15 protein-coding genes are annotated in these 14,952 nt (G+C 68.2%); 8 read left to right on the top strand and 7 right to left on the bottom strand.

The features are described from left to right. The 3 genes from ABN034_RS22605 to ABN034_RS22595 are packed head-to-tail and all read right to left on the bottom strand — an operon-like array spanning position 1 to position 3,069. Positions 1–846: an SAM-dependent methyltransferase gene (locus ABN034_RS22605; protein WP_349693006.1), complete on the bottom strand. Its 846-nt coding sequence runs from the start codon at positions 844–846 to the stop codon at positions 1–3. After that, positions 846–1,973 (bottom strand): ABC transporter ATP-binding protein, encoded by a 1,128-nt coding sequence (locus tag ABN034_RS22600; RefSeq protein WP_502879074.1) that lies wholly within the window; start codon positions 1,971–1,973, stop codon positions 846–848. The genes ABN034_RS22605 and ABN034_RS22600 overlap by 1 nt, the downstream gene beginning before the upstream one ends. Continuing rightward, on the bottom strand, positions 1,963–3,069 hold the full coding sequence (locus tag ABN034_RS22595) for an ABC transporter ATP-binding protein (RefSeq protein ID WP_349693005.1): 1,107 nt from the start codon (positions 3,067–3,069) through the stop codon (positions 1,963–1,965). Before ABN034_RS22595 ends, ABN034_RS22600 begins: the two co-directional genes overlap by 11 nt. Before the next feature lie 210 nt (positions 3,070–3,279). Here ABN034_RS22595 and ABN034_RS22590 point away from each other — a divergent pair, with 210 nt between their 5' ends. The 7 genes from ABN034_RS22590 (at position 3,280) to ABN034_RS22560 (ending at position 11,071) form a co-directional block, all read left to right on the top strand. Beyond that, on the top strand, positions 3,280–4,491 hold the full coding sequence (locus ABN034_RS22590) for a dipeptidase (RefSeq protein WP_349693004.1): 1,212 nt from the start codon (positions 3,280–3,282) through the stop codon (positions 4,489–4,491). Further along, a complete protein-coding gene (locus ABN034_RS22585) occupies positions 4,488–6,113 on the top strand; it encodes an ABC transporter substrate-binding protein (RefSeq protein WP_349693003.1) in 1,626 nt (541 codons plus the stop codon). The genes ABN034_RS22590 and ABN034_RS22585 overlap by 4 nt, the downstream gene beginning before the upstream one ends. A gap of 33 nt (positions 6,114–6,146) precedes the next feature. Next, complete coding sequence (locus ABN034_RS22580; protein WP_349693002.1) at positions 6,147–7,106, top strand: ABC transporter permease; 960 nt, start codon at positions 6,147–6,149, stop codon at positions 7,104–7,106. Beyond that, positions 7,103–8,077 carry an ABC transporter permease gene (locus tag ABN034_RS22575; RefSeq protein WP_349693001.1) on the top strand — a complete coding sequence of 325 codons (975 nt, stop codon included), beginning with the start codon at positions 7,103–7,105 and terminating at the stop codon, positions 8,075–8,077. Before ABN034_RS22580 ends, ABN034_RS22575 begins: the two co-directional genes overlap by 4 nt. Before the next feature lie 3 nt (positions 8,078–8,080). Continuing rightward, on the top strand, positions 8,081–8,920 hold the full coding sequence (locus tag ABN034_RS22570; RefSeq protein ID WP_349693000.1) for an alpha/beta fold hydrolase: 840 nt from the start codon (positions 8,081–8,083) through the stop codon (positions 8,918–8,920). Continuing rightward, on the top strand, positions 8,920–9,891 hold the full coding sequence (locus ABN034_RS22565) for an Lrp/AsnC family transcriptional regulator (protein WP_349692999.1): 972 nt from the start codon (positions 8,920–8,922) through the stop codon (positions 9,889–9,891). The genes ABN034_RS22570 and ABN034_RS22565 overlap by 1 nt, the downstream gene beginning before the upstream one ends. A 280-nt stretch (positions 9,892–10,171) precedes the next feature. After that, complete coding sequence (locus ABN034_RS22560) at positions 10,172–11,071, top strand: hypothetical protein (protein ID WP_349692998.1); 900 nt, start codon at positions 10,172–10,174, stop codon at positions 11,069–11,071. A 55-nt stretch (positions 11,072–11,126) separates the two neighbouring features. On the opposite strand, the gene ABN034_RS22555 is transcribed toward ABN034_RS22560, so the two are convergent. Both ABN034_RS22555 and ABN034_RS22550 read right to left on the bottom strand, forming a co-directional pair. Beyond that, the gene (locus ABN034_RS22555; RefSeq protein ID WP_349692997.1) at positions 11,127–11,948 is read right to left on the bottom strand and encodes a phytanoyl-CoA dioxygenase family protein; all 822 of its coding nucleotides are present in this window, start codon (positions 11,946–11,948) and stop codon (positions 11,127–11,129) included. Positions 11,949–11,993: 45 nt separating this feature from the next. Further along, a complete protein-coding gene (locus ABN034_RS22550; RefSeq protein ID WP_349692996.1) occupies positions 11,994–12,761 on the bottom strand; it encodes a phytanoyl-CoA dioxygenase family protein in 768 nt (255 codons plus the stop codon). Positions 12,762–13,059: 298 nt separating this feature from the next. On the opposite strand from ABN034_RS22550, the gene ABN034_RS22545 reads away from it, so the two are divergent. Continuing rightward, a complete protein-coding gene (locus ABN034_RS22545; RefSeq protein ID WP_349692995.1) occupies positions 13,060–13,437 on the top strand; it encodes a VOC family protein in 378 nt (125 codons plus the stop codon). Positions 13,438–13,507: 70 nt separating this feature from the next. On the opposite strand, the gene ABN034_RS22540 is transcribed toward ABN034_RS22545, so the two are convergent. Together ABN034_RS22540 and ABN034_RS22535 are read right to left on the bottom strand one after the other, a co-directional pair. Then, positions 13,508–14,401 (bottom strand): GNAT family N-acetyltransferase, encoded by an 894-nt coding sequence (locus ABN034_RS22540; protein ID WP_349692994.1) that lies wholly within the window; start codon positions 14,399–14,401, stop codon positions 13,508–13,510. A 134-nt stretch (positions 14,402–14,535) separates the two neighbouring features. Further along, positions 14,536–14,772 (bottom strand): hypothetical protein, encoded by a 237-nt coding sequence (locus tag ABN034_RS22535; protein WP_349692993.1) that lies wholly within the window; start codon positions 14,770–14,772, stop codon positions 14,536–14,538. Positions 14,773–14,952 lie beyond the last annotated feature (180 nt).

Below are 14,952 nucleotides of genomic sequence, written 5' to 3'. Positions count from 1 at the left end.
TCACGGCTTGCGGCCGACCGCGGCATAGAGGGCACGCGACGCGTCGTCGTCAGCGACCTCGGGATCCTCTGCCCCCCAGAGGCCGCCGAACGTGACGTCCGGCTTCGCACCGTCATACGGCGGGACGATCTGCAGACCGGCGAAGAACCTCTCCACATCGGGCTTCGACCGCGGGTACACCTGCTCGTTGGCGTTCTGGTAGATGGCGGTGGCGCGTTCGACGGTGGCGGGGGCCTGCTTGTCGTAGGTCCCCTGGGAGAGCACGAGATAGCTACCCGGCACCAACGCGTCGAGGTAGTGTCCCACGAGCTTCCAGGGGTCGAGCTCGTCGGCCACGAAGTGGATGACGGCGGTCATCAGCAGGCCGATGGGCTGGGCGAAGTCGAGTTGTGCCCGCACGTCGGGGTTGGCGAGGATGCCGTCCGGCTTGCGCAGGTCACCGTGGACGAAGCTCACCCGACCGGTGTCGCTCAGCAGACGGTGTGCCTGCTCGGCGACCTGCTCGTCGTTGTCGACGTAGACCACCCGGCAGGCTGGGTTGACCGCATGCACGACGTCATGGGTGTTGTTCTGGGTGGGCAGCCCCGAGCCGATGTCGAGGAACTGCGTGATGCCGACCTCCGCCGCCAGCCACCGTGCGGCCCGCTGGTGGAACCCGCGGTTGCACCATGCCCAGTCCTCCAGCTCGGGAAAGAGGGCCTTGATCTGCTCGGCGGCGAAGCGGTCGGCGGCGGAGTTGTCGGTGCCGCCGAGGAGGTAGTCATAGACCCGCGCCACGCTCATGCCCGGGACTGCCGAGGCAGCTGCGGTATCGCCGTCGTCATGCCGTGTGCCGTCGACACTCATCAGCGCTCCTCCGTCCCCGCGGTCGAACGCATTCTAGGACGTCGGCCATCGGCGTCCGGTTGCGCGGGTGACCGCCCCCGGTCGCCCGAATCCGGAAGGATCGGATGGATCGGATGATGACACGCGACCGCGCCGAGTCCCTGGTCGATCCCGGCCACCGGCGCCAGCTCGGGAACCTCGGAACGGCACCGCTCGTCCGCACGCCAACAGCGGGTGTGGAACCGGCATCCCGGTGGCGGATCCGCCGGACTGGGAGGCTCACCGGCGAGCCGGACCCGGGCGTACGACCCTCCGGCACGGGAAGCGCGCAGCGTCGGGTCAGGGATGGGAACGGCCGACAGCAACGCTTGCGTGTAAGGGTGTGCGGGCGCCTCGAACACCTGGCCGGCGCTGCCGAGTTCGGCGAGCCGGCCGAGATACATCACCGCGATCCGGTCCGCCACCACGCGCACCAGTGCGAGGTCGTGGGCGATGAAGACGAGTGCAAGGTCCAGTTGCCGTTGCAGGTTGCGCAGCAGGCTGACGACCTGGGCCTGTACGGAGACGTCGAGGGACGACACCGGCTCGTCGCAGATCAACACCTCGGGTTCGAGTGCGAGCGCTCGGGCGATTCCGATCCGCTGGCGTTGACCACCCGAGAACTCGTACGGGTATCTGGACAGCAGGTCCGGGTCCAGCCCCACGAGCGTGAGAAGCTCCGCCGCACGGACCCGGCGCGCCGTGCGATCACCGGCGAGCCCGTGCACGTCCAACGGTTCGGCGACGAGGTCGAGCACACTCATGCGCGGGTCAAGAGAAAGGTACGGATCCTGGAACACCATCTGCACCTTGCGCGCCAACCCACGCCGGGCCCGGCCCCGCACCCCCGTCAGGCCGGTGCCACGGAACAACACCTGCCCGGCATCAGGGCGTTCGAGCCCGACCAGCGTCCGCGCCAACGTCGACTTGCCGCACCCTGACTCGCCCACGATGCCGAGCGTCTCCCCCGCATGCAAGGTCAGGTTGACACCGGCGACCGCGCTGATCCGGGCGCGGCGCGCGCCGACCAGCGGCAGTGACCGGCCGGAGGCGAACCCCTTGTGGAGGTCGCGCGCCTCCAGCAACACCGGCTTCTGGTCAAGGTTCACCGCAGCCGCTCCCCTCCAGCTGGTCAGCACCGCCCGTCACGCCCGCGCTGTCCGTCACGTCCGCACGGCCCGTCACGCCCGCGCTGTCCGTCACGTCCGCGCTGCCGACGTCCTCGCGCCGGTGGCATGCGGACATGCGTACGTCCGGGCCGCCGACGGGCGCGAGATCGGGGCGGACGTCCGCACACACTCCGACCGCGTATCCGCACCGCGGCCGGAAGGCGCATCCCGACGGCAGTGCGAGCGGACTCGGCGGCGTACCAGCGATCGGGTGCAGCTCGGCCGCGGGCCGGTCGATCCGCGGAACGGACCGGAGCAACGCCTCGGTGTAGGGGTGGCCGGGTGCGGCGAAGATGTCCTCGACCGGCGCCGTCTCGACGATCCGCCCGGCGTACATCACCGCTACCCGGTCGGCGACCTCGGCCACGATGCCCATGTCGTGGGTGATGAGCAGGACCGCCGTGCCCATCTCGCCGCAGAGTTCGGCCAGGAGCTCCAGCACCTGCGCCTGCACCGTCACGTCGAGTGCCGTCGTCGGTTCGTCGGCGATGAGCAGCGGCGGTTGGAGCGCGATCGCCATCGCGACGAGCAGCCGTTGCCGCATGCCGCCGGAGAACTGGTGCGGATAGTTGTCGACGCGGCTGTCGGGTGCCGGGATTCCCACCCTGCGCAGCAGGTCGACCGACCGGGACCGCGCGACGCGACGGGATGTCCGTTCGTGGACGCGGAAGAGCTCGCCGATCTGATCGCCGACGCGCAACACCGGGTTCAGCGCCGACAAGGCGTCCTGGAAGACGAGCGTCATCCGCGAACCGCGCAGAGCCCGCCGCTGGTCGGCGGGCAACCCGAGCAGATCCGTGCCACCGAGCGCCAGCCGGGTCGCCTCGACGTCGACCTCACGGCCGGCCAACAGGCCCATGACTGCACGCGCCGCCACCGACTTGCCTGAACCGGACTCGCCGAGCAGCGCCAGCGTCTCACCGGGTGCGATCGCGAAGGACACGTCGTCGGCGGCGGTGAGCACGCGGTCGCCAGTACGGAAACGCACCGAGAGGCCGACGACTTCGAGGACCGCATCCCCACCCGCGTGCGGCATGCGCCTCCTTGGCATCGGCCGTAGCGCCGGCTTGGTGGCATCGGCGCTACGGCCGATATCCCCATAATTGACCATGATGCCGACTTATGGCAAGAATGATCTTACGTACGCCGAGTACCAATCATGCGGGGGCCTGGCGTTGCCGAAAAGTTGCGGTCCCGGGACGAGGGTCGGTGTTCGGACTCCGGCCCTCCGCGAAGGGAGCTCCCGGTGCGGGAGAGCTTGAAGCGCTACACCGGTTACCGCTCATACAGCTACCTCGATGCCGGCGTCGACTATCAGCAGTTCGCCCTGGCCCCTGAGGTCGGTCGCGTACCCGCCTACTCCCGGCTGCACCTGTCCGACTCCCAGCGCGTCCGTACGCACCGGTTGCTCGACGAGAGCATCGCCATCTCCCTGCACGAGCACCCTGCGGTGTTTCCCGACCCCATCAGCGACAGCGTCGACTACAACCGTGCCGGGCGGCACCGCACCGGTTATGAAGGACTCGCGCGTTCGGGGCTGACCGCGGTGTTCGACAACTTCATGGACGGCATCGCCTGCGTGACGAGTCAGGCGGGCTGGAAGTGGACCGACATCCTCGCCGACCTGGGGATGCGGTTCTCCGACCTTGCGCACCAGGACCTCGTGCTCAAGGCGGAGAAGGTCGCCGACATCCATCACGCGCACGACTCCGGCCGGATCGCGCTGGTGCCGGGTCTGGAGGCCGCGACGCCGATCGAGAACGAACTCGACCGGATCGACATCCTCTACGGCTTCGGCGTACGCCAGATGGGCATCGCCTACAGCGAGACCAACGCGCTCGGCAGCGGGTTGAAGGAACGCCGCGACGGCGGGTTGACCGACTTCGGCCGGCGGGCCGTGACCCGCATGAACAAGCTCGGCATGGCGATCGACGTGTCCCACTCCGGTGACCTCACGTCGCTCGAGACCATCGAGCACTCGACCGTGCCGATCTTCCTCACCCACGCGGGCGCGCGTGCCGTCTGGGGCAGCCTCCGGATGAAGCCCGACAGCGTGCTCGAGGCGTGCGCCGAGCGGGGCGGGGTGATCGGGATCGAGGCCGCGCCGCACACCACGATGTCGCTCGCGCACCCACGACACTCGCTCGAGTCGGTGATGGACCACTTCACCTACTGCGTCGACCTCGTGGGGATCGACCACGTCGCCTTCGGGCCCGACACGCTGTTCGGCGACCACGTGGGACTTCACGAGGTGTTCGCCGGTCATGTGTCCTTCGACGCCGTCCAGGGCGACCTGAGCTACGAGAAGGTGGACTACGTCGACGGCATGGAGAACCCCGGAGAGTCCTTCGCCAACATCGTCGGCTGGCTCGTCTCCCACGACTATTCCGACGACGAGATCCGTGCGGTGATCGGGGGAAACATCCTCCGCGTCCTCGAGGAGGTATGGGTTTCATGAGCTGGTCAAGCGCCCTGACGGGGGTGGTGGCGGCGGCCGCGTTGCTCGCTGCCGCGTGCACGCCGAGCGTCCCCGACGAGACCGCTCCAGGTGCCGACGCCGGTGAGAAGAAGTCCACCGAACAGAACAAGCTCGTCATCGGCACGACCGCCGACGTCGTCAACTTCAACCCGCTCGTCGGCAACAGTCGTACGGACCTGATCGTCACCAACCTCATGTATCCGCGGCTCATGCAGATGGACCTCACGGGGACGAAGTCGCCGCTCGCGGCCACCGAGTGGGGGTACGAGGACGGCGGGCGCACCGCGTGGATGACGCTGCGCGACGACCTCACCTGGTCCGACGGGACACCGTTCACCGCCGAGGACGTCGCGTTCACCGTGTCGGCGATCTGGAAGGAGAAGATCGGCGTCTACGCCGGCCTGATCCCGTCGTTCAAGAAGGCCACCGCGGTCTCCGACACCCGGGTGGAGTTCGAGCTGTCGCGTCCCGACGGCACGTTCCTCACCAGCCTCGGCTTCTGGGTGCCGATCGTGCCCGCCCACGTCTTCGGCAAGGCCGAGAGCGTGCAGGACTTCCCCAACACCGAGGACTGGGTGAGCGCAGGCCCCTACAAGCTCACCTCGGTGGAGAAGGGCGAGAGCTACCAGCTCGAGGCGGTGGACTCCTATCCCTTCGCACCCGGCGGCAAGCCGACCCTGGACGAGGTGGAGTTCCGCGTCTACCCCGACGTCAACACCGAGGTACTGGCGCTGCGTAGCGGTGAGCTGGACATCGTCTCCAACGCCATCCCGCCGGCACAGGCGAAGTCGCTGCAGGACGTCGAGGGCGTCAGCCTGCAGGAGGTGCCGTCGCTCGGCTACGCCCATGTGCAGTACAACACCAAGCGCGAGCCTCTCGACCGCGTGGAGGTACGCCGGGCACTGGCCAAGACGATCGACGCCGCCGCGATTCGCCGGGTCGTCCTGCAGGGGCAGGCTAAGTCGACCGGCTCGAGTGTGGTGACGCCGACCCTTGACTTCTGGCACGACCCGAGCCTGAAGGAGTACGCGTACGACCCGGAGGCCGCCAGGGCCGAGTTGGAGAAGGCCGGGTTCGAAGACGGCGACGGCGACGGTCTGCTCGACGGTCTGCAGCCGACGCTGATCTACGACAAGGCCGACCCGATCCTCGCCTCGCTCTCGCAGCTGGTGCGCGACTCCAGCCGGGAGGCCGGCATCGACATCAAGCTGTCGGGCCTCGAACGCAACACCTACGGCGAGAAGACCGCCGAACGCGACTTCGACATCTACGTCGGTTCGTGGGCCATCATGGAGGACCCACCGGCCTACCTCGGACTCGCGTTCAAGTCCGGTGGGTTCATCAACTACGGGCAGGTCACCGATCCCACCCTCGACGCGCTGATCGACCGGGCGCAGAAGGCGACGACCCCGGAAGAGGCGCGGGAGCCGGTCCATCAGATCGCGCGTCGAGTACACGACCAGGTTTATGACGTAGTGCTCTATGTGCAGACGTTCAACATCGCCCACGACTCCTCGTGGGGCAACTTCGTGGTGCAACCGAGCGAACTGCTCTCCATCATCAACCCCCAGTCGCTGGCCCAGGTGCGTCAGCGGAACTGAAGCGATATGACCACAAGGCTGGACTGATCGGGCATGCTGGCGTTCACGGGGCGGCGACTACTGCGTGGGTTGATGACGCTGTGGTTCGCCGTGACTGTGACGTTCTTTCTCGTCCGGCTTCTGCCCGGTGACCCCGCGCTCGTGGTCGCCGTCCCGGGCATGACCGAGGAGCTACGGCAGGAACTCCTGCACGACTACGGCCTCGACCGACCGCTGGTCGTGCAGTACGCCGCGTACCTCGGGGAACTCCTGCAGGGAAACCTCGGCGTCTCCCTGCGCGAGTCCGTGCCGGTGAGCGCGATCCTCGCCGAGCGGATCCCGTGGACGCTCATCCTCACCGGGTCGGCGATGCTCGTGACGCTGCTCGTCGGCGTACCCCTAGGTGTGCTTGCGGCCACGCGTGCCCGCAGCGGGATCGACCGGGTGGTGCAGATCGGCGGTGTCCTTGGCCAGTCGCTGTTCGTGCCGAGCGTGGGCGTCTTCCTGTTGTACGTCTTCGGACTGACTCTCGGTTGGTTCCCGATCGGTGGGGCGATGGACAGCGACGTGAGAAGCCCGGTCGAGGCCTACCTCAGCATGCTCCACCACCTCGTCCTGCCCTGCATGTCGCTGGTGCTGGTGCAGCTCGGTCCGTACGTCCTCACCCTGCGCGCCACGTTGATCGAGAGCCTCGGCGAGGACTACTGCGAGCTCGCCCGCGCCAAGGGTGTTCCCGAGCGGGTGGTGGTGTGGAAGCACGCTCTGCGCAACGCCCTGCTTCCCACGACGACAGTGGCCGGTCTGCAGCTCGGTTTCCTGGTCGGTGGTGCGGTCCTCACCGAGACGATCTACGCTTATCCTGGGCTCGGTCGCGCGATCTATGACAACGTCGGGCGCCTCGACTTTCCTGTCCTGCAAGGGGCTTTCCTGCTGCTGGCCGCGACCGTCGTGGCGGCCAACCTGCTCACGGACCTGCTCTACGGCATGCTCGATCCGAGGGTGAGGTCGCGATGACGACGACACCCGCCGACACGTCAGTTGGTGGCACGTCAGTTGGTGGCACGTCAGTGGGTAGCACCGCCGGGGGTGGCACCCCACCTGCGCCGGGTGGACCCGGCGGGCCCGGTTCGCCTGGCGCACCGGGCTCGCCGGGTCCGCCTGGCGTACGCACCTGGCGGGAGTTCCGGCGCAACCCGATCGGCGTCGGTTCGCTCGCCGTCCTGCTGCTGCTCGCCGTCGTCGCACTCGCCGCGCCGTTGATCGCGGCGTTCCCGCGAGGTTACGGCGAGGCGGTCCTCGCGCCCCCGTCGACGACCCACTGGTTCGGCACCGACGACCTCGGGCGCGACCTCTTCGCCCAAGTCGTGTGGGGCACCCGGGTGAGCCTGACCGTCGGCCTGGGTGCCTCGCTGCTCGCCATCGTGGCCGGTGCGCTGATCGGCATGGCCGCGGCCTATTTTCCCCGCATCGACACCGCGGTTGGCCTGGTTGTCGACCTGTCCCTGTCCCTGCCGATCCTGCCGTTGATGATTCTCGTCGCGGCCCTCGCCGGGCCAGGCATGGGCACGCTGGTCGTCGTCATCGCGGCGTTCTCCTGGCCGGAGGTCGCCCGGGTGGTGCGTTCCCAGGCGTTGTCCGTCGTACGCCTGCCGTACATGGACGCCGCGAGGGTCATCGGCGGTTCACACGGCTGGATCATCCGCCGCCACCTGCTGCCCGCGGTCGCGCCCGTTGTCGCGGTCTCGGTCGTCCTCACCGCGTCGCGCGCGGTGCTGACCGAAGCGTCCCTGTCGTTCCTCGGCCTCGGCGACCCGGACAGCTGGTCGTGGGGAACGATCCTGCACAACGCACAGCGTTCGGGCTCGCTCGCATCCGCGTGGTGGACGACGTTGTTCCCGTCGCTCGCCATCCTCACGCTGGTGGTCGCGGCCACCCTCGCCTCCTTTGCCTACAACGATGCCCGCAACCCACGGATGAGGAAGTAAGGCATGCACGTCACCATCAATGGGACCCGGCTGAACGTCAAACTGCTAGGCAGCGAGCTCGTCGACAGACCCGTCATGATCGCTCATCACGGGGCGCCTGGGCTGGGGTCGATGGCCGAACCTGACGCGGCGTTCGCCCGGTTCGCCCACGAGCTTCCGCTGCTCGTCTTCGACGCCCGCGGCTCGGGCAGGAGCGACGGGGAACCTCCCTTCAGCCACGCGCAGTGGGCCGACGACATCGAAGGCCTGCGGGTGTGGAGCGGTGCCGAGAAGGTGGTCGTCGCGGGTGGTTCGTACGGCGGATTCATCGCGATGGAGTACGCGATCAACTATCCCGACCGCGTGCAGGCCCTCATCCTGCGTGACACGACCGCCGACAACACCCACATGGACCTGGCGCTGCGCAACGCGATGGAGTCGAGTCGGGTCACGATCGACCGGGCGAAGTTCGACCGGATCGTGAGCGGGACGGTCAAGGACGACGCCGACCTTGCCGACTGCTGGCGGGAGATCCTGCCGTTGTACGACCACGACTACAACCCCGAAGCGGTCGAGCAACGCGCCAAGGCGACGCCGTACCGCTACCAGACGCACAACTACGCGTTCTCGGTCCTGCACAAGAACTACGACATCAGGGACCGGCTTCCCCAGATCACCTGCCCGACCCTCGTCACCGTCGGCCGCCACGACTGGATCACGCCGGTCGAGTGCAGCGAGGCCATCGCCGCGCTCATCCCGAACTCCGAGCTCGTCGTCTTCGAGAATTCTGGACACTCGCCACAGGTCGAGGAGTACGACCGCTTCTCCAGCGTCGTCCACCAGTTCCTGCGGGCGCACACCTGATGGCCCGCCTCGAACCGCTCGACGACCTCGACCGGCGGATCGTCGTAGCCCTGCAGAACGACGGCCGGGCGAGCTGGACCGAGATCGCCCACACCACCCAGACGTCCGTCGCCACCGTCACCCGCCGTGGCCAACACCTCATCAGCCAGGGTCTCGTCCGGATCGCGGCGGTCCCCAGCCTCGGCCAGTGGGGACCGACCGAGCAGCTGCTCATCCGCGTCCGCTGCGAGGCCGGCTTGCAGGCCAGGGTGGCGCGGATCATCGCCGAACGTCCGTACGTCCGCTTCATCTGCCTGGTCACCGGCGCGTACGACATCGTCGTCGAGGTGATCGTCCCCAAGGGCAGCGACCTGGTGAGCGTCCTCACCGAGGAACTGTTGAGCATCCGGGGCGTGGTGTCCAGCGACGCCGACCTGGTGCTGCACACGTACAAGGTCGGGCACGACTGGAGCCGGCAGATCCTCGGCGAGAGCGCGCGCACCGCGAAACGGTCCGAGCAGCACGAATGCGCGCCGGGCGACTTCGACGACACCGATGACAAGATCCTCGGCATCCTCCGCGAGGACGGGCGGACCAGCTTCCCGGCGGTCGCGCAGGTGCTGGGCGTCAACGAGTCGACCGTACGCAGGCGCTACGAGACGCTGACGTCGCGCGGCTGCCTGCAGATGGTGACGCTGGTGCCGGCGGCCTTACTGGGCTACGAGACCGAGGTCCTGCTGTGGCTCGAGGTGTCACCGTCCCGCCTGGACGCGGTCGCACGGGAGCTGATCGAGCATCGGGGCGTCCGGTTCATCGCCGCGACCCTCGGCCAGTCCTCGCTGATGTGTGAGGTGATCATGCCGACGACGAACGACCTGTTCACCTTCACGACGTCCACGCTCGCCCACCTGGAAGGGATCCAGTCGTGGCAGGCGAGCATCGAGATGCTCACCCTCAAGCGCGGCTTCGTCATGTGCCCCTGGGCCCAGTAAGCCTGCCGGCCAGGTGGGCAGGCGTTCATCATCGGGCCACCACCGTCCACATCATCCCGAGCACCACGCACACCACGAACGTCGCGATCCGCCATCGCACCGCCACCGCCTCCCGTGTCGAGGGCGCGACGGCCACGCCTCCGGGTCGCCACCCCTGCTTGGATGTGGCGTCAAGCGTGCGGCGTGCCACCGGTGTCCGGAAGGTGCGACCCAGGTGACATTCGCGTAGCACCACCGGCGCTGTGCGAGACTCGGCAAGCATGGGGCAGGAGTTGCCGTCGTGGTCTCGGCGGATCCGCCGAGAGCGCCAGCTGCGCGGCTGGTCACAGTCCGATGCCGTGGCCGTCCTCGTCACACTGGGTGGGAAGAGCACGCCCGCCCAGCCGAGCGTGCTGAGACGCTGGAAGTCCTGGAGGCAGGAGAGCACCTGCCAGACGACCACTACCAGAAGCTCATCGCCCAGAGCTTCGGTACGGTCCAGCACGCGATCTTTCCAGCGCCCACCCGACGTGACGCAGACGCAGACCTGCTCGCCGCGACCGGTCTGGGCACCCTGGAGATCCTCGCCCGTGTCCAGCGCTCTGACGTCGACAACACCACGATCGACGCGCTCAGAATCATCGTCGACCGGCTCTGCTCGGACTACCCGTCAGTGTCGGCCGACCAGCTGCTCACCCAGGGCCGACTCTGGCTCGCCCGCGTCGCCGAACTCCGCAATGGACCGCTCACCCTTGCCCAGCACCGGGAGGTCCTCGCACTCGCCGGCTGGCTCGCTCTGCTCGTCGGCTGCGTCGAGAACGACATGGGCGACCGGCCCGCCGCCGAAGCCACCAGACGTGCCGCACTCAGCATCGGCACCGAAGCCGGCCACGGCGAGATCCAGGCGTGGGCACACGAGATGCGGGCCTGGTTCTCCCTCACGACCGGCGACTACCGCGGGGTCATCGAAGCGGCGAAGGCCGGCGCCCAGGTCGCCAGCGGCCACAGTGTCGCCGTCCAGCTCGCCGGCCAGGAGGCCAAGGCCTGGGCGCGGCTCGGAAACCGCCGCCACGTCGAGGTCTCCCTCGACCGCGGCCGGGACAAGCTCGAGGCGCTGCCGTATCCAGACAAAACCACGGACGGGCTCACCATCCCGTTCGTCGATTACCGCCCGGCCGCTCCGCCCTACGCTTTCCCGTGATCATGATCGTGATCATGAAAGGTTTGTGGGTGCATAGCCCGCTTTTCTTTCACGATCATGGGAGCGGGGGCGCTGGGGGGCGGGCGGGGGGTACGGGCTCGAGGATCTTGCGACGCTCGGGCGGGAGCCGGTCGAGGAGCTCACGGGAATACTCGTAGTTGAACCGGGTCCGCGCCCACGAGGGTCCGTAACGGTAGATGAGGATGCGGCGTTCACCTTCGTTCGTACGACTGCTGCCGCCGTGCATCATCCCGTCGACGAAAAGCAGGGCGTCGCCCTTGTCGAGATAGACCGGAACGGCGCCGTCGAGGGTGTCCATGCGCTCGCCACGTCCGTAGTCTCCCGACAGCGGGTGCGGGAAGTTCGACTTGTGGCTGCCCGGAATCACCATCGTCGCGCCGTCGCCCTCGCCGATGTCGGTGAGCGCGAGGATGATGTTGACCTGGCCGCAGCGGAAGACGCCGTTCTTGTAGCCGTACGCACCACGCATCGCGCCGCGGTATCCGCCGCTGTGCACCGGGTGATGCCCACCCGAGGTACGGATCGAGGCGATGCACTCGTCGATGAAGACGCCTTGGACGTAGCAGTCCTCCTCACCGGCGAAGTGCAGGACGTGGTTGATCCACGACGGATGGTCGATCAGCCGCTCGAACGGCTCACCCGCCTCCACGCAGTTGTGTAGCTCGAACCCGGTCTCCTCGGTGTAGTCCCGGCGCTGGGCGTTGCCCCACCATTGCCCCGGTGCGAGGTCGGGGAAATTGTCGAAAGCGTGATTGAGCTGATCGAGCAGTTCGGGCTCGACGGCGTTCTTGAGAATGAGATAGCCGCGAAGGTCGAACAGGAAGTCATCCAGCGGCGTGGGTTTTTGAGGGTCCATTCTGCGCCATCCAATCTTTCACTCTCGCCCGGGACGCGACCGGGATCAGTCGAAAATCAGGGTGTAGTTCTCCCGGCCCTTCGTATGACGTGTGCGCGCGTCCATATAGCAGACGCTGAACGCCCGACGCGGAATATCGGTGGAGTTCACGTCGGACGAATGCAGCAGCCAGTTGTGGAGGAGCACCGCCTGCCCGGCATCGAGTTCGAGATAGGTGATCTTGTCCTCCGGGCAGTGGTGTACCGCCTGGTCCTGGTCGAGAAATCCCGATCCGTGCGACGGGTTGATCAGCCCGAGCCGATGGCTGCCGGGGATCACCTTGACGCAGCCGTTGGCCACGGTCGCCGGGTCGAGTGCCGTCCACACGGTGATGAGCGGGTCGCGGTCGAGGAACGCCCACCGGTCCTGATGCCAGGGAAGATGCGTACCCTGCCGGGCGGGCTTGTTCATGAACATCGCGCGGAACGCCGCGACCGGCGCGTCGCAGTAGGTACGCCGACAGATGTCGGCGAAGACCGGCCGGCGCATGTAGGCAAGGAACAGCGGATCGAACTCCAGGTCCTGGATCTTGCGATAGTCCAGCGTCGCGCCCTTGAACCCCTTGGACTGCCTGCCCGCGTCGGCATAGTCGCCGGTCCGGCCGTCGAGCTGCATCAGCATCTTGTCGTAGTCGACGTCGGCGCGCCCGAGCATGATGTCGTCGATGCGCTCCCCGAGGGCCTTGAGATCACGGTCGTCGAGCACCCCGTCGAGGACGACATAGCCGTGCTCGTCGTAGAACTCCCACTGTTCCGGTGTGACGGTTGCCGTCATGCGCCTACCTCCGCCTCGGCGTCCCACGATTCGGGCCACGTGGTTGGGCGGCGGGGTGGCCGTGGTCGCGGGCGCGCCTCATCCAATAGGTCCGTATGAAGGGTCCCCTCATCCAAGGGTCCACGTCCGCGAGCGGGCCGGTGTCGGCCCGACATCGACCGAGATCGGCATACCGGATCTCGCCGCACGCCCGGCCTGATCCCCGTGGCCGCCCGGAGCGCGGGGTTCTACGGTCGCCTCGGCCTCCGCTCCTGGGACATCATTCGCGGAGCAGCTCGATGATCCGAACGGAGTAAGCATGCCGGTTTCCCTGTACAACGTGGCCTTCGACTGTGCCGACCCCTATGAGCTCGGCCAGTTCTGGAGCAAGGTCGTCGACCAGCCGCTCCACGAGGAGGACCGGCCCGGCGATGACGAGGCCATGATCGCGCTCCCCGGTGGGCCGAACCTGTACTTCCAGCGTGTGCCCGAGCCCAAGACCGTCAAGAACCGGGTCCACGTGTGCCTGCGTCCGGACGGTGACAGGGACGTCGAGGTCCAGCGACTCATCGGCCTCGGCGCGAGCCTCGTCGAGGACAAGCGTGGTCCGGAGGGCCGCGGGTGGGTGATCCTCGCCGACCCGGAAGGTAATGAGCTCTGCGTTCTCCGCAGTTCCGTGGGCCGCGCGGACAGCTGAAACGGGAGCCCTGATCGACGCGGCGGCGATCACCCTCGGCAACGTGCCGCGCGGTCGGGCTGGCCCCACATCAGCCTGCCGGGCGGGACGGGCCGATGACGCGGACCCGGTGGCCCTCGGGAAGGCAGAACACGAACTCCCGCCTGTGCCACGGCATGTCCTCCGGCGGCGCGACGACCTTCACGCCGGCCGTGAGGGCGCGCTCGTGGACCACATCGGTGGGTACGCCGATGTCGACCGAGACCGTGGCCGCGGCGATGTCGCCGTCGGCGGCCCGGCTGACGTCGATGCCCGGGCTCCCCGACCATGGCCCCACACCCAGCCGGGCGAACGTCGGCGGGTCGCCGTGGTCGAAACCGAGACTCAGCCCGAGGACGCCGGTCAGGAGCGTGCAGGTCGCCGGAACGTCGCGAACCGGCAGGCTCGGCCGGGCCGCGAGTACGTCCTGGTCGCGGGGTTCGGCCGCCCGGGCCATGACGATCTGCTGGGCGGTGTGGTCGGCGTACACCCGAGGTAGCCTGGCCCGCTCGTCGAGGCGCGCCCTCCGCGCGACGCCCAGCGACCGGGTGTTCCGGGTGTCGATCCACGCCTCCACCCCGTCGATGCCCGGCTGCGCCAGGAGGTGGTCGACGACGACCGGCGCGGCCTCGCTCATCAGGCCCCGACCCCAGTGGTCACGCCGGAGGTACCAGCTCAGACCGCGGATCGACGTGCCCTGGTCGAAGAACAGCCCGATGGTGCCGAGGGCATCGGTCGCCGGGCGGAGCCGGAGTACCCAGGTCCAGCCGCCGTTGCCCTCCAGCTCTTCCGCGAGCCGGGTGCGGGTTGCCGCCACGTCGGGGGTCGGATCGTACGGGCCGTACGGATCGATCTCCGGGTCACCGTGCATCGCGTGCAGGCACTCGGCGTCCCGGTCGGGATCGAGGGGTACGAGGTCGAGGCGTTCAGTCGTCAGCGTCTGCATGCGGGTCTCCTGTCGTGCGTGCTCGGCGACCTCTTGGAGGCTTGTCGCTCTAGAAGCCGATGAACCTCCAACAGGTCGGCGGAGGGGTCACTCATCGGGACGTTCGGCAGTGGTGAGCGGGCTGAGCAGGGCGATCACGGCTTCCTGCCCGTATGCCGGGGCCAGCTGGCGAAGCCGTACTCCCGGGCAACCGCGAGCTGCGCCGTGCTCAGCGAGAACGCGGCCGGATCGTCGGGTACGCCACCGGGGTGCTGCCGCTCCACCCGTTCGGCGGCAGAGGCATCGCCAGCGCGCACCGCCTCGCGCAGCGCACGCGCCTGGTGTCGCAGATGGTCGAGACCGGGATTCGGCGGGAGAGAGATGGTCGGCACAGCGACCTCCTTTCGTACCACCTGATGTCCGCATCGTCAGGGGCGAAAGGAGGGCCAGGGCCACACCGGGCAGTCCACGCACAGGTGGGCTTGTGCCCTTCCCGCGGACCGGCGGCTCCCTGGAAGCCGGACTCGACAGTAGCACCGGCAACCGCCTCGCGGAACCTCGCTCGTGGGCGT

The organism is Actinopolymorpha sp. B11F2, assembly GCF_040195635.1.
Taxonomy (GTDB): Bacteria; Actinomycetota; Actinomycetes; order Propionibacteriales; family Actinopolymorphaceae; genus Thermasporomyces.
The sequence above is the reverse complement of the archived record's forward strand: the minus strand, read 5'-3'. Positions and strand labels throughout refer to the sequence as shown.

Excerpts from the sequence above, each read along its gene's own strand:
- ABN034_RS22555 (WP_349692997.1), bottom strand. The coding sequence starts at position 11,948 with ATGGACCCTCAAAAACCCACGCCGCTGGATGACTTCCTGTTCGACCTT.
- ABN034_RS22595 (WP_349693005.1), bottom strand. The coding sequence starts at position 3,069 with ATGCCGCACGCGGGTGGGGATGCGGTCCTCGAAGTCGTCGGCCTCTCG.
- ABN034_RS22585 (WP_349693003.1), top strand. The coding sequence starts at position 4,488 with ATGAGCTGGTCAAGCGCCCTGACGGGGGTGGTGGCGGCGGCCGCGTTG.
- ABN034_RS22580 (WP_349693002.1), top strand. The coding sequence starts at position 6,147 with ATGCTGGCGTTCACGGGGCGGCGACTACTGCGTGGGTTGATGACGCTG.
- ABN034_RS22570 (WP_349693000.1), top strand. The coding sequence starts at position 8,081 with ATGCACGTCACCATCAATGGGACCCGGCTGAACGTCAAACTGCTAGGC.
- ABN034_RS22605 (WP_349693006.1), bottom strand. The coding sequence starts at position 846 with ATGAGTGTCGACGGCACACGGCATGACGACGGCGATACCGCAGCTGCC.
- ABN034_RS22575 (WP_349693001.1), top strand. The coding sequence starts at position 7,103 with ATGACGACGACACCCGCCGACACGTCAGTTGGTGGCACGTCAGTTGGT.
- ABN034_RS22550 (WP_349692996.1), bottom strand. The coding sequence starts at position 12,761 with ATGACGGCAACCGTCACACCGGAACAGTGGGAGTTCTACGACGAGCAC.
- ABN034_RS22545 (WP_349692995.1), top strand. The coding sequence starts at position 13,060 with ATGCCGGTTTCCCTGTACAACGTGGCCTTCGACTGTGCCGACCCCTAT.
- ABN034_RS22565 (WP_349692999.1), top strand. The coding sequence starts at position 8,920 with ATGGCCCGCCTCGAACCGCTCGACGACCTCGACCGGCGGATCGTCGTA.
- ABN034_RS22540 (WP_349692994.1), bottom strand. The coding sequence starts at position 14,401 with ATGCAGACGCTGACGACTGAACGCCTCGACCTCGTACCCCTCGATCCC.